Source organism: Rhizobium sp. NPDC092011 (genome assembly GCF_044756305.1).
Taxonomy (GTDB): Bacteria; Pseudomonadota; Alphaproteobacteria; order Rhizobiales; family Rhizobiaceae; genus Rhizobium.
This window is the reverse complement of sequence record NZ_JBIVSO010000002.1, coordinates 621939-635482: the sequence shown is the minus strand read 5'-3', so window position 1 is coordinate 635482 and position 13544 is coordinate 621939. Positions and strand designations below refer to the sequence as shown.

The window sequence follows — 13544 nt, the reverse complement described above, 5'->3', positions numbered from 1 at the left end:
TCGGCATAAGACCGACCCCGGGGAGCTAAAATCGATTGAACAATGCGTCAAAGACAGTTTCTGACGTGATCAATGCCCGCTTCGACACGCTAACGCGCGCCGAAAAGCAGCTGGCTAAGAGCCTGCTCGACAACTACCCCGTTTCGGGTTTGGGCAGCATCACAACGGTCGCGGAAAATGCGCGCGTCTCCACGCCGACCGTGGCGCGCATGGTGCAGAAACTCGGCTACAAGGGCTATCCCGACTTTCAGTCCCACCTCCACCAGGAGGTCGAAGCAACGATCTCCAACCCGCTGACGAAGCATGACCGCTGGGCATCGAATGCGCCCGGCACCCATATTCTCAATCGTTTCGCCGATGCCATCATGGGCAATCTCCGGCAGACGCTCTCCGATATCGATGCGGCGACATTCGATAGCGTCGCAGCACTCTTGTCCGAGCGAAAACGCGGGCTTTATTTCGTCGGCGGCCGTATCACCGGCGCGCTCGCCGAATACTTCTTCACCCACATGCAGGTGATCCGCCCCAACACGACGCTGCTTTCGTCCAATTCCGGCACCTGGCCGCAATATGTTTTGAATATGAACCCTGGCGACCTGCTCGTGATCTTCGATATCAGGCGCTATGAACAGGAAATGGTCAATCTGGCCGCCGTCGCCCGTCGTCGCGGCGCCGAGATCATCGTCTTTACCGACCAATGGGCGTCGCCCGCCGTCAAATACGCCAAACACATCTTCCGCGTGCAGATCGAAGCGCCGTCGGCCTGGGATTCATCGGTTGTCACACTTTTCATCGTCGAAGCCCTGATTGAAGCCGTGCAGAGCTCGACCTGGGACGAGACGAGCGAGCGCATGAAAACGCTCGAAGGTCTTTTCGAACAAACGAAATTGTTCCGCAAACCAAGCTAGAGGGGAGCGAAACGACAAGATGATGTGAAGTAGGAGGTGTGGAATGCAGCAGCTGTCACACTTGACGATTAGAAGCAAAAATCAATTGCGTTCACAGCAAACACAACGCTTTGAAGCCGTCACACAACCTTCATGTAACGTCATTAACAGCAACGCCAGACACTGAAAACCCAAAAGGAGGAAATGCAGTGATCTCGAAAATTCACCGTCTTCTGACCATCTCGACCGCGATGCTCGTCGCTTCGAGCGCAATCGCCGCCGCAGAACCGAGCGCCGACCTCATCGCTGCCGCCAAGAAGGAAGGCACGCTAACCACCATCGCCCTGCCCCACAACTGGTGCGGTTATGGTGACCTGATCGCTGCGTTCAAGGCGAAGTATGGTATCGAAGTCAACGAACTGAACCCGGATGCCGGTTCGGGCGATGAAGTCGAAGCTATCCGCGCCAACAAGGGCAACACCGGCCCGCAGGCTCCTGACGTTATCGACGTCGGCCTCTCCTTCGGCCCGACCGCCAAGAAGGAAGGCCTGCTGCAGCCGTACAAGGTTTCCACCTGGGATTCCATTCCGGACAGCGCCAAGGATGCCGAAGGCTACTGGTACGGCGACTATTACGGCGTTCTCTCCTTCGTCATCAACAAGGACGTTGTGAAGAACGAGCCGAAGGACTGGGCCGACCTCCTGAAGCCGGAATACGCGAACACCGTTTCGCTCGCAGGTGATCCGCGCACGTCGAACCAGGCCGTTCAGGCCGTCTACGCCGCTGGCCTCGCAGCCGGCGAAAAGGACGCCGCCAAGATCGGCGCTGCCGGCCTCGATTACTTCGCCAAGCTCAACAAGGCCGGCAACTTCGTTCCGGTCATCGGCAAGTCTGCTTCGCTGGCTCAGGGTGCAACCCCGATCGTCGTCGCATGGGACTACAACGGTCTCTCCTGGCGCGACAGCCTGAAGGGCAACCCGCCGGTTGACGTCACCGTTCCGGCTTCGGGCGTCATCGCCGGCGTTTACGTCCAGGCGATCTCGGCCTACGCTCCGCACCCGAACGCTGCCAAGCTGTGGATGGAGTTCCTCTACTCCGACGAAGGCCAGATTGGCTGGCTGAAGGGCTATTGCCACCCGATCCGCTTCAACGACCTGGCAAAGAACAAGAAGGTCCCGCAGGAACTTCTCGACAAGCTGCCGCCGGCAGCCGCCTATGAAAAGGCTGTATTCCCGACGCTCGACGAGCAGGATGCCGGCAAGGCCGCCATCACCACCAAGTGGGATTCTGTCGTCGGTTCGAACGTACAGTAATCGTACCGGACATCGCCTCCCCGCTTCGGCGGGGAGGTTTTCCATTTTCTCGGCGCCGCGGATTGGACCATCATGAGCATCGTCACAACATCAACGGTCAGTTCCACTCCGATGATCAACAAGCGCGTGGTTGTCGACTGGATGGGCATTGCGCCCTTCCTGATCTTCGCGCTGCTGTTTTTGATTTTCCCGACGGTCTACCTGGTCGCCGGCGCTTTTCTGACGCCTGACGGAAGCTTTACGCTCAAGAACATCGCCGATCTGTTCACGCCGACGATCATGAGCGCCTATTTGATCAGTATCAAGATCTCGGTCGCTTCGGCGCTCGGCGGTGCGATCATCGGCTTCTATCTCGCTTGGGCACTCGTTCTGGGCGGCCTCCCGACCTGGGTCCGTCATGCGTTCCTGACCTTCTCAGGCGTTGCATCCAATTTCGCCGGCGTGCCACTGGCCTTCTCGTTCATCGCCACGCTGGGCCGCCAGGGTCTGGTGACGATATTGCTCGCTCATTTCGGCTTCAATCTCTACGGCACCGGCTTCAACCTGCTGAGCTTTTTTGGTCTGACCATCACCTACATGTATTTCCAGATCCCGCTGATGGTGCTGATCATTACGCCGGCTCTCGATGGCATGAAGAAGGAATGGCGCGAAGCGGCCTCAATTCTGGGCGCGACCAATGGGCAATATTGGCGCATGGTCGCCCTGCCGATCCTGTGGCCGAGCCTGCTTGGCACGACGCTGCTCCTGTTTGCCAATTCGTTCGGCGCCATCGCGACGGCAATTGCACTTACCGGTAGCTCGCTGAATATCGTCCCGATCGTGCTCTATGCGCAGATCCGCGGCGACGTGCTGCACAATGCCAATCTGGGCTACGCGCTGGCGCTCGGCATGATCGTCATCACCGGTATCTCGAACGTCATTTATATCTTGATGCGCATGCGCGCTGAACGGTGGCAGAAATGAAGCTGCAAAAATTCTTCGCCTGGGTCGCCGTTGCCATCGGCCTCATCTACTTCCTGGTGCCGCTCATCGGTACGCTGGAGTTCTCGCTGCGCATGCGGCGCAACGCCTACAGCTTTGACGCCTACGCCTCCGTCTTTTCGGATTTCGGCTTCATAACGGCTTTTGGCTTCTCGATGTTGATGGCGCTTCTGACCATCATCTTCGGCATGCTGCTCGTTGTGCCTACGGCTTATTGGGTACGGCTGCGACTGCCGCAGCTTCGCCCTGTCGTGGAATTTATCACCCTGATGCCGCTGGTCATTCCTGCCATCGTCATCGTCTTCGGCTATCTGCGCCTTTACAATTCTTCGTCGATCCTGCCGCTAACAGGCTATAATGCGACGACGAACATCCTGCTCGTCTGCTCCTACATTGTATTATCGCTGCCCTATATGTATCGTTCCGTCGATACGGCGATGCGTACCATCGATGTCGGCACGCTGACGGAGGCTGCCGAAAGCCTTGGTGCAAAATGGACAACCATCATGTTCAAATGCATCTTTCCAAATGTCATGAGCGGTGTGCTTTCCGGAGCGTTCATCACACTCGCGATCGTCATGGGCGAATTCACCATGGCGTCGCTGCTCAATCGTCCGGCATTCGGGCCCTATATGCAGCTCATGGGCGCCAACAGAGCCTACGAGCCCTCCGCCCTGGCCATCATCGCACTTGCCGTTACCTGGCTCAGCATGGGCCTGTTGCAGCTCGTTTCCCGTTTCTCAAAATCCGCTCCGATTAAGGCGTAAGGCTTCTCACCATGGCTTTTCTCGAACTCACCCACATCAAGAAGTCCTTTGGCGACATCCAGGTCGTCCACGATTTCAACATGAAGATCGAAAAGGGGGAATTCGTTTCCTTCCTTGGGCCATCTGGTTGCGGCAAAACGACCGTGCTGCGGATGATCGCCGGCTTCGAAACCCCGACGGCCGGCACGCTGATGATCAACGGCAAGGATCAGCGACCGTTGAAGCCAAACCAGCGCAACATCGGCATGGTGTTCCAAGCATATGCCCTCTTCCCGAACATGACGGTGCATGACAACGTCGCCTTCGGCTTGAAGGTCGCCGGCATGTCGAAGCCTGACATCGACAAGCGTGTCAAGGAGATGCTTGCTCTCATCAAGCTAGATCATCTCGCCGCACGCTACCCCTATCAGATGTCCGGTGGTCAGCAGCAGCGCGTGGCGCTCGCCCGCGCCATCGCCGTCAAGCCGCAGGTCCTCCTGCTCGATGAGCCGCTCTCGGCGCTCGATGCCAAAATCCGCATCTCGCTGCGCGAGGAAATCCGCGCCATCCAGCAGCAGCTCGGCATCACCACTGTCTTCGTCACTCACGATCAGGAAGAGGCGCTGTCGATCTCGGACCGCATCGTCGTGATGAACGGCGGCCGCGCAGACCAGATCGGCACGCCGTTCGAAATCTACAACACGCCTGCTACCCGCTTCGTGGCCTCCTTCGTCGGCACGCTGAACCTCATCGAAGGCAAGGTCATCGATCCCGACAGCAACCGCATCATGATCGGCGATCAGGGCGTGACGCTGAAGCAATCGGTGACGGCCTACAAACCGGGCGATACCGTATCGCTCGCCCTGCGTCCGGAAGCTGGCTCGCTGGCGGAATCGGCCAAGGGCGACACGGCTCTCACCGGCGAGGTTTCATCGGCGCACTTCCTGGGTTCGGTCATCCGTACCCGCATGAACGTCGCTGGCAACACGATTTCCTTCGACATGTTCAACAGCCCGGGCATGTTGCCTCCGAGCGTCGGCGAGAGGGTCACGTTGCGCTTCGCCTCCTCCGATCTGCTGGTCATCCAGGATTGAGAGGCAGCCCCTCTGACGGGGCAACTTTGGAAAAATAATTGCGAACGCCGGCTCAAAAGGTCGGCGTTTTTCTTTGATTTCCCTGCCGAAATGCTTTTATAGTCCGCTCGTTCTCAGGGCGGGGTGCAATTCCCCACCGGCGGTATGGGGATTTTCCCCGAGCCCGCGAGCGCCTTCCAAGTTTTCGGAAGGGTCAGCAGATCCGGTGAGAGGCCGGAGCCGACGGTATAGTCCGGATGGAAGAGAGCAAGCAGTGTCACACCCTCCTCCGCGCGAGGGGTGTCGTGATTTTGCGTGTTCGCCCAAGGGATAATTGACAACAACCCTTGAAAGGCAAGACTAATGACTATCTCTATCTCCAGCCAACCGAGCCGTATCGCATTGATCCGGGCTCGCTGGCACGCCGATGTCGTCGACCGTTGCGTCGATTCCTTCGTTGCCGAATGGCAGACGGCGGAAGGTGCGTCTCCCATCGATATCTTCGATGTGCCCGGCGCACTGGAAATCCCCCTGCATGCGCAGACGCTTGCCCGTAACGGCCGCTATTCGGCGATCGTTGCCACCGCTTTCGTTGTCGACGGTGGCATCTATCGTCATGAATTCGTTGCCAATACGGTTCTCGATGCAATGATGCGCGTTCAGCTCGATACGGGCGTGCCGATACTCTCCGCGGTGCTGACGCCGCATCACTTCCAGGAGTCGGAAGCGCATATCCAGTTCTTCAAGGAACATTTCATCATCAAGGGCCGCGAAGCTGCCAGTGCCTGCCGCCATATCCTCGCAGAGCGCGCCAAGCTTCTGCCGTCGGTAACGGTCTAAGCCATCATGGTGGAGGCGCGGCGCAAGCCCGCCTCCATCTCTTGAAGAGAGTCGCGCAAAAATGCGCAGCAACTTCAGCCCAAAATCGCGAGAAGCAGGTAGAAGGACCGTCGGCGCTTCAGTAAAATAAAGGTCGTTCCAAAGGGAGGAAATAGTGACAGTTCTACGCATCATCCCCAACCTGCCGGCAGCCGATCCCGCCAGCGCTCGCCTTTTCTACAACGAGCTGCTCGGGCTTGACGTCGTGATGGATCATGGCTGGATCCTCACCTTCGCGTCGGCAGCGGCAACGGTTCCGCAGATCAGCGTCGCCAGCGAAGGTGGTTCGGGAACGATCGTCCCTGATCTCTCGATCGAAGTCGATGATGTCGATACGCTCTATCAGCGCGCCACATCGATGGGCTTCGGCATATTGTATGACCTGACGGACGAGCCTTGGGGCGTTCGGCGTTTCTATGTCCGAGACCCGTTTGGGAAGATCGTCAACATCCTCTCACACCGCTGAACCCGTTATCTGAGTTCAGCGTTGAATATGACACGATCCGCTGACCACATCGATTCAGCAAAGGCAATCGGTACGCCGCCTGTGTCAACATCGACTTTGCGTGTGATAAGCAGCGGAACAGACTTCGGCTGCCTCAGCAACCGCGCCTCCTCCGCGGAGGGCATACGCGCTTCGATCTCGGTGGACAGCCGCTCGTAATCGGTGATGCCGTAGCTCGCCAGCGCGGCTGATATCGTCGGATGCAGCAATCGAGCCTTGTCGAAATCGGGAAAGCGCTCCGAGGGATAATAAGTATCCCCGAGCTCGACCGGAACGCCGTCCGCCGTCATGATGCCTCGGCGATGGATGACCGGTAGGCCCAACTCGAGCCTCAGCTGAGCCGCTACGCGCTCCGTCGCCGGCACGATTTCATGGATCAGCAATTCACCACCCGGCTCGAAGCCCTTCTCGATCAGGTTCTTGTGAAAGCGGGTGTGTTTGGACAACGTGTAGTCAAGCACGCCCCTGTGGACGAAGGTGCCCCGCCCTTGCTCGGCCCGAACCAACCCGCGCTGCTCCAGATGGCCCAGCGCCTGGCGCACTGTGAAACGGCTGACGCCGAAGCGCTGCATCAACTCGGGCTCCGTCGGCAATTTCTCGCCGGCGGAGAGAACCCCGGCAGCAATATCAGCCGCCAGGATCTCACCAATCTGATGCCAGAGGGCGCTGCCGCTCTTGCGATCGATAACTTCCATCTCAAACCCGCTTTTCGAGGCGAAACAGAAGCTTATATTCTGCCGGATAGCTCAGCGCGTCGAGAATGCTCGGATAATATTTCCGATCCTTCGTCGCGCGCACGAAACCGTCATAGCCAAACCGCTTGACGGAGACCTCGAAACCAGCCGCCGTAAACGCCTCGATATAGTCCTGCGGAGAGCGGTCCTGCACCGGAGCGTTGCTGTTGTTGCCGATGAGTTCCAACCATTTCGGCCAGAGAGGCATTTCGTTGTGGCAACCGGTGACGGCGTAGTAGACGCCGCCGTTGCGCATCACGCTGAACATCTCTTCGGCATGCCGTCTCAACTCCGGCAGCAGATAGACGACCTCGTAGCTGAATGCCACATCGAAGCTGTCGGCAAACGGCGTCAAGTCCGTCGTGACATGAAACTGAAGCGGCATATTGCCGACAGCCGCAACGGCAGCGGTGACGGACTCCGAAGCGATATCGATACCGACGCCCCGGCGGAACGGCCGCATCGCATGGAGGAGCCGCAAGAAACCGCCGCGATTGCAGCCGAAATCCAGGATTGTCTTCGACGAAAAATCCCGCTCCGGCACGGTCTCGATGAAATGCCGCCAATAGGGGCTATGCGATTCCGCCATCGCGATATCGCCCTGCGGTTCGACATGCCATGTTGCGTAAGTGGATACTGCATTTGTCATGATACGCGCTCGCTGTTGGAGTGAACCGGGATTTGATAGCGCGGCTCCATGACAACCTTATGAATTCGTCCGGACGACTGGACTATTACAATTACCGCTCTTCGCTAAACGGGGCGTCCTCTATCCCGCTCTCCTAGCACGCGCAGTCCAGCATCCATTGCACACCAAACCGATCCGTCAGTTTACCGTAGTAGCTACCCCAGGGCTGAACGGCGAGTAGCGTCGTCACGCTTCCCCCCTCGGCCAATCGGGCGAAAATCCTGTCGGTGCTCGCGCGATCATCCATGACAAGCATATGCGCGGAACCGCGCATCGGTTCGGCATCGTGATTGTCAGACGCAAAGAATAACACGCCTGGCCCCTCGAAGCGTGCATGCATCACCCTGCCCCGCATCGCTTCATCGGCAACGGGTATTCCATCCGTACCGTGACGGACCAGCAGGGTGACCCGTCCGAGTTCACAAGCGGTATAGAAGGCAAGCGCCTCCTCGCAATGGATTGTGAAAAACAGATAGTTTGCGAGTTGCACGTCTTGCCTCCCATTTTAACGCTACCAAGGGTGGCTCACGCTCACCCAGTGAGCTTCACGCTCGTGGCAGCGAGTATCCATCAGGCCAATGCGGAATTCTGAATGGCACCCACCAGATCTGCATTGCTATAGCTCTGCCCTGCAATGCCCCATGCACCCTCCGGCGCATAGACGATATTCGACCAGATATGCTCGCGCTTGATCTGGCCTTCCGCAGCCTGCTCGACAACATCGGTTGCCTTCTCGATGAAGGCCCGCTTGGCTTCCTCGGTCGCAAGTGCAATTTCGGGCAGCTTGAGTTCGACAAAGGCAGCTGCGATGGGCTTTCCGGCGGCCAGCACATGGTTCGCCGGCAGCACGTTGATCGAGCCGATGACATTTTCAGTCATAAAAGCGTTCCCGGTCAGACCGGCAACATCGAGCACTGCATCGGTCAAGCCGGCGAAAGCACGCGCCTGCGCCTCGGACGAGAGCAATCCTTCGGGTATGGTAAGCGTAATGGGCATGGGACATCTCCTTGTTGAACCTGTGGCAACAGTTGATATATACCGTTTGCTCTTTATGCATACACACCGATCACTCTCTATGCAAGCGATAGAGAGGGATCACTCTCAATGGAGTTCGCAATGCGCTATAGCGCCGAACATAAGCAAGAGACCCGGACACGGGTCATCGCCGCGGCCGGACAGGTCTTCAGACAAGAGGGATATGGCGGTGCGGGGATCGATGCCCTGACGAAGGCTGCCGGCGTTACCAACGGCGCCTTTTACGGGCACTTCAAATCGAAGGGCGAGGCATTCCGCACCGCAGTGGTGGAAGGCCTTGAAGAGCTTCGTCAGGGAGTTGCTGGGTTCATCCAGAGGCAGCCGAAGGACTGGTTGAAAAGCTTCGCCAGCTTTTATCTTGGCTACAAGCGCACCTGCGAACTCGGCGAGAGCTGCACCCTGCCCAGCCTCTCTCCGGACGTCATGCGCGCAGACGATGAAACGCGGAACGCCTACACGCAGGAGCTCAAAAAACTTATCGTGGACGTCGGGGCAGGTCTGCCGGAAAGCACCGGATCCGGCGTGAACGGAATGGCGCCGGAAGACAGAGCGATCGTTCTGCTGTCCTTGTTGAGCGGTGGCGTGACGCTTGCCCGTGCCGTTTCCGATCCCGTTCTCTCGGCGCGCATCGCCGAGATCATCGAGCAGGCCGCGCTGATATCAGGCGGCCTGTCAAATACTCGCGATGAGTAGTTAGCTCGAATCTCGCGCGTGAAGGACAAAGGCAAGCTCTCGCCTCGCCTTTGTCACCGCAATGATCTAAGCGCGAATCGCTTTGTCATTCGCATCGAAGCGATGCATGTGGTTCGGGTCAGGCGTCACAAAGACCGCGTCGTCAGGCGCATACTGGTGTTCGCCGAAAAGACGCACGGTCAGTAGACCGGTTGTCTCCGATTCGAGATAGATGATCGTATCGGCGCCGAGATGCTCGACATGGATGACTTTGGCCGCCCATGTGCCTTGATCGCGAGACAGCGTAATATGCTCCGGACGGATGCCGACCGTCTTGGCACCGCTTTGGCCGAGCCGCTCGGCCGGAATGAGGTTCATCTGCGGCGAGCCGATGAAGCCGGCAACGAAGGTGTTTGCCGGGCGATTGTAGAGTTCCATCGGCGAGCCGATCTGCTCGATAGCGCCTGCATTGAGCACGACGATCTTGTCGGCCAGCGTCATCGCCTCGACCTGATCGTGTGTCACGTAGATCATCGTCGCCTTCAGGCTGCGATGCAGGCGGGCAATTTCCAGGCGGGTCTGCACGCGCAGGGCCGCATCGAGGTTCGACAGCGGCTCATCGAAAAGGAAGAGTTCCGGTTCGCGCACGATGGCGCGGCCGATGGCGACACGCTGGCGCTGACCGCCGGAAAGTTCAGCCGGCCGACGAGCCAGATAGGGTTCGAGCGACAGCATGCCGGACGCCTTGGCAACACGGCTTTCGATCTCGGCCTTTGCAGTGCCGGCCTGCTTGAGGCCGAGGCCCATATTGTCCTTGACCGTCAGGTGCGGATAGAGCGCATAGGACTGGAACACCATCGAAATGCCGCGCTTGGCGGGTGGCGTCACGGTCACGTCCTCGCCGTTGATCAGCACGGCACCGGAGGTTACGTCCTCCAGACCGGCGATACTGCGCAGCAGCGTCGACTTGCCGCAGCCCGACGGGCCGACGAAGATAACGAATTCGCCATCCTTCACTTCGAGATCGATGCCCTTCAGCACGTCGTGCGAACCGTAGGCCTTGCGAATGGATTTCAGTAGAAGCGATCCCACAGACTCTTATCCTTACAAATAAACGGGCTTGCCGGTGCGCACGCTCTCGTCGGCGGCGAGGCAGATGCGCAGCGATTGAACGGCATCGTCCATATGACGATTAAGATCGATGTTTTCCCGAATGGCGTTCAGCAAGAAGGCCTGCTCGAAATTGCAAAGCTCCTGGTGGCCTGGTTCGCCATCCATGTGCAGGTCCTGATCGGGCCGGATGAACTGTCCGTTCGGCCCCGTCTCCGCGCTATGCAGCCTGATGACCGAGGTTTTCGTGTGCATGTCGATGTCGTCGGATTTGGCGTTCTGATCCATGGCGATCGAGACCGAACCGTTCGGCGACATCACGTCCTTCACGAAGAAAGCCGTCTCCGAAATCATCGGACCCCAGCCGGCTTCGTACCAACCGACAGAGCCGTCCTCGAAGATCACCTGCAGATGGCCATAATTATACATGTCCGTCTTCACGTCATTCGACAGCCGAAGACCCATGCCGCGCACCTCGACCGGCTTGGCGTCGGTGATCTGGCACATGACGTCGACATAATGCACGCCGCAATCGACGATCGGCGACATTGTGCGCAATATCGCCTTGTGCGTCTCCCAGGTCGGGCCGCTCGACTGCTGATTGAGGTTCATGCGAAAGACATAGGGACCGCCGAGTTTGCGCGCTTCGGCAATCAGCCGCATCCAGGAGGGATGGTGGCGCAGGATATAGCCGATAACCAGCTTCTTGCCCGCCTTCTTTGCAGCGGCGACGACGCGCTCCGCATCTTCGACCGTCGTTGCCAGCGGCTTTTCGACGAAGACATGACAACCCGCTTCGAACGCCTTCACCGCAAAATCGGCATGGCTGTCGGAATAGGTATTGATCGAGCAGGCGTCCGGTTTCAGCTCGTTCAAAGCTGCCTCGAAATCCGAGTAGAGCGTATATCCCTGCAACTCCTCGGGAAGCTCCCGCTTGGATCGATTGACGAGGCCCACGATCTCAAAACCCGGATTGTTGTGATAAGCGAGCGCATGGCTGCGGCCCATGTTGCCAAGGCCGGCAACGAGAACGCGGATAGGCTTGTCTGATATGCTCACTTGACTGCTCCGGAAGTAATGCCGCGAATGAGTTGACGCGAAAAGATAACGTAGAGGACGAGGATCGGTAGGATGGCGAGCGTCAGCGCCGCCAGCACCGCGTTCCAGTTGGTGACAAACTGGCCGATGAAGATCTGCGAACCGAGCGTCACGGTCTTCGTTGCTTCGCTCGGCGCCAGGATCAGCGGGAACCAGAGGTCGTTCCAGATCGGGATCATGGTGAAGACGGCAACGGTGGCCATTGCCGGACGAACCAGCGGCAGGACCAGACGGAAGAAAATGGCATATTCGCTAAGACCATCGATACGGCCGGCATTCTTCAGGTCACCGGACACGGTCCGCATGAATTCGGAGAGAATGAAGATCGCCAGCGGCAGACCCTGCGCAGTATAGACGAGGATCAGCGCCGTAAGCGTGTTGACGAGGCCGGCCGCGACCATGCCTTGCAGGATGGCCACCGTACCCAGCCGGATCGGGATCATGATGCCGATCGCCATATAGAGACCTGTCACCGTATTGCCGCGGAACCGATATTCCGACAGTGCGAAGGCAGCCATGGCGCCGAACAGCAGGGTGAAGATGATCGAGACGATCGTCACGATGAAGCTGTTCTGGAAGTAGGTGAGAAAATCCCCCTGCTTTAGAACGGTGTCATAACCGATCATACTGAAGGACGATGGCGTTGGAATGCTCAAGGGCGCACGGAAGATCGATGCGCGATCCTTGAAGGAGTTGATAACCGTCAGGAACACCGGAAAGATGGCAACCAGCGTATAGGCGATGAGCGCCAGATGCACGAAACCGGTGCGGATAGGGGAAGTGCGGGCCTTGGACATGGTCGCCTCTCCTCAGAACTGGTAGCGACGGATGCGTCGCTGCACGATGAAAAGATAGAATGAAACGCCAGCGAGGATGATCAGGAACATCACCGTCGCAATCGTCGCGCCCATCGAGCGGTCGCCCAACTGCAGCTGGAAGCCGAAGAAGACGCGATAGAGAAGCGTACCGAGAATATCGGTGGAGCCATCCGGCCCAGCCAACGCGCCCTGTACGGTGTAGACAAGGTCGAACGCGTTGAAATTGCCGACGAAAGTCAGGATCGAGATGATGCCGATGGCCGGCAATATCAACGGCAGCTTGATCTTCCAGAACTGGCTCCAGCCGGTGATTCCGTCACATTCGGCGGCTTCGATGACCTCTTCGGGAATGTTGAGCAGGGCTGCATAGATCAGCATCATCGGGATGCCGACATATTGCCAGACGGAAATCAGCGCGACGGCGATCAACGCCGTGCTCGGCTTCCCGAGCCAGGGCGCGAAGAGCGACTTCAGGCCGATTACGCTCAGCAACTCCGGTGCCACGCCCCACAGGGGCGACAGGATCAGTTTCCAGATGAAGCCGACGACAACGAAGGAAAGCAAAGTCGGCAGAAAAATCGCGGTTCGATAGAATGCGACGAAGCGCAGCTTCGGCAGAGACAGAAGCGCTGCCAGTGCGACACCGATCGGATTCTGGACGCACATATGAATGACGAAGAAGATCAGGTTGTTGCGTAGCGCATTCCAGAAATCATGCGACCAACGTTCATCGCCGAACAGCACCTTGAAGTTGTTCAGGCCGACGAAGACGGGTTGATTGTCGACGACGTTGTAAAGCGACAGCCGCAAGGTCTCGATCAGCGGCAGAATCATGACCGCCGTATAGACGACGAAGGCCGGAAAAAGGAAAACGAGGATGTGCCAACGCTTGGGGCGCCGGATCGGCTTAACCTCAACGGTATCGAATGTCGCAGCGTCGCTCATGGCTTTCTGCCTGTTCTTGTTGGCTGCGCGATTGAGACGACAGCACTAAGGTTCAAATCC

At 58.2% G+C, this 13544-nt stretch carries 16 protein-coding genes and 1 riboswitch; of the genes, 8 read left to right on the top strand and 8 right to left on the bottom strand.

What is annotated here, in order from left to right; genetic code table 11:
• Positions 1–35: 35 nt before the first annotated feature.
• The 7 genes from ACIQJ2_RS11515 to ACIQJ2_RS11485 all read left to right on the top strand — a co-directional run bounded on the left by ACIQJ2_RS11515 (position 36) and on the right by ACIQJ2_RS11485 (position 6345).
• The gene (locus ACIQJ2_RS11515; RefSeq protein ID WP_199145354.1) at positions 36–908 is read left to right on the top strand and encodes a MurR/RpiR family transcriptional regulator; all 873 of its coding nucleotides are present in this window, start codon (positions 36–38) and stop codon (positions 906–908) included.
• Between the two features lie 188 nt (positions 909–1096).
• Positions 1097–2200, top strand: a complete 1104-nt coding sequence (locus tag ACIQJ2_RS11510) for an ABC transporter substrate-binding protein (protein WP_400675652.1) — start codon at positions 1097–1099, stop codon at positions 2198–2200.
• A 72-nt stretch (positions 2201–2272) separates the two neighbouring features.
• Positions 2273–3163: an ABC transporter permease gene (locus ACIQJ2_RS11505; protein WP_400675650.1), complete on the top strand. Its 891-nt coding sequence runs from the start codon at positions 2273–2275 to the stop codon at positions 3161–3163.
• Positions 3160–3948: an ABC transporter permease gene (locus tag ACIQJ2_RS11500; protein ID WP_199145360.1), complete on the top strand. Its 789-nt coding sequence runs from the start codon at positions 3160–3162 to the stop codon at positions 3946–3948. The genes ACIQJ2_RS11505 and ACIQJ2_RS11500 overlap by 4 nt, the downstream gene beginning before the upstream one ends.
• Before the next feature lie 11 nt (positions 3949–3959).
• Entirely contained in the window at positions 3960–5021 is a 1062-nt protein-coding gene (locus ACIQJ2_RS11495; protein ID WP_199145362.1) for an ABC transporter ATP-binding protein, read from the top strand.
• 105 nt (positions 5022–5126) lie between these two features.
• A riboswitch (FMN riboswitch) is annotated at positions 5127–5273 on the top strand.
• Between the two features lie 90 nt (positions 5274–5363).
• Positions 5364–5840, top strand: a complete 477-nt coding sequence (locus tag ACIQJ2_RS11490; RefSeq protein ID WP_199145364.1) for a 6,7-dimethyl-8-ribityllumazine synthase — start codon at positions 5364–5366, stop codon at positions 5838–5840.
• 154 nt (positions 5841–5994) lie between these two features.
• Complete coding sequence (locus tag ACIQJ2_RS11485; RefSeq protein ID WP_199145366.1) at positions 5995–6345, top strand: VOC family protein; 351 nt, start codon at positions 5995–5997, stop codon at positions 6343–6345.
• A gap of 5 nt (positions 6346–6350) precedes the next feature.
• On the opposite strand, the gene phnF is transcribed toward ACIQJ2_RS11485, so the two are convergent.
• The 4 genes from phnF to ACIQJ2_RS11465 all read right to left on the bottom strand — a co-directional run bounded on the left by phnF (position 6351) and on the right by ACIQJ2_RS11465 (position 8802).
• Positions 6351–7079, bottom strand: a complete 729-nt coding sequence (gene phnF, locus ACIQJ2_RS11480) for a phosphonate metabolism transcriptional regulator PhnF (RefSeq protein ID WP_400675647.1) — start codon at positions 7077–7079, stop codon at positions 6351–6353.
• 1 nt (position 7080) lies between these two features.
• Positions 7081–7767: a class I SAM-dependent methyltransferase gene (locus tag ACIQJ2_RS11475; RefSeq protein ID WP_400675645.1), complete on the bottom strand. Its 687-nt coding sequence runs from the start codon at positions 7765–7767 to the stop codon at positions 7081–7083.
• A gap of 133 nt (positions 7768–7900) precedes the next feature.
• Positions 7901–8296, bottom strand: a complete 396-nt coding sequence (locus ACIQJ2_RS11470; protein WP_400675644.1) for a VOC family protein — start codon at positions 8294–8296, stop codon at positions 7901–7903.
• An 80-nt stretch (positions 8297–8376) separates the two neighbouring features.
• On the bottom strand, positions 8377–8802 hold the full coding sequence (locus ACIQJ2_RS11465) for a tautomerase family protein (protein WP_199145373.1): 426 nt from the start codon (positions 8800–8802) through the stop codon (positions 8377–8379).
• 120 nt (positions 8803–8922) lie between these two features.
• Here ACIQJ2_RS11465 and ACIQJ2_RS11460 point away from each other — a divergent pair, with 120 nt between their 5' ends.
• Positions 8923–9534, top strand: coding sequence for a TetR/AcrR family transcriptional regulator (locus ACIQJ2_RS11460; RefSeq protein WP_400675642.1), 612 nt, complete (start codon positions 8923–8925; stop codon positions 9532–9534).
• A gap of 66 nt (positions 9535–9600) precedes the next feature.
• Here the strand turns inward: ACIQJ2_RS11460 and ACIQJ2_RS11455 are convergent, their stop codons facing one another.
• Genes ACIQJ2_RS11455 through ACIQJ2_RS11440 form a run of 4 tightly spaced genes read right to left on the bottom strand, consistent with a single transcriptional unit; the run spans position 9601 to position 13484 of the window.
• The gene (locus ACIQJ2_RS11455) at positions 9601–10605 is read right to left on the bottom strand and encodes an ABC transporter ATP-binding protein (protein ID WP_400675640.1); all 1005 of its coding nucleotides are present in this window, start codon (positions 10603–10605) and stop codon (positions 9601–9603) included.
• 12 nt (positions 10606–10617) lie between these two features.
• Positions 10618–11676 carry a Gfo/Idh/MocA family protein gene (locus ACIQJ2_RS11450; RefSeq protein ID WP_400675728.1) on the bottom strand — a complete coding sequence of 353 codons (1059 nt, stop codon included), beginning with the start codon at positions 11674–11676 and terminating at the stop codon, positions 10618–10620.
• A 2-nt stretch (positions 11677–11678) separates the two neighbouring features.
• Positions 11679–12518, bottom strand: coding sequence for a carbohydrate ABC transporter permease (locus tag ACIQJ2_RS11445; protein WP_199145391.1), 840 nt, complete (start codon positions 12516–12518; stop codon positions 11679–11681).
• Positions 12519–12530: 12 nt separating this feature from the next.
• The gene (locus tag ACIQJ2_RS11440) at positions 12531–13484 is read right to left on the bottom strand and encodes a carbohydrate ABC transporter permease (RefSeq protein WP_400675638.1); all 954 of its coding nucleotides are present in this window, start codon (positions 13482–13484) and stop codon (positions 12531–12533) included.
• Between the last annotated feature and the right edge of the window lie 60 nt (positions 13485–13544).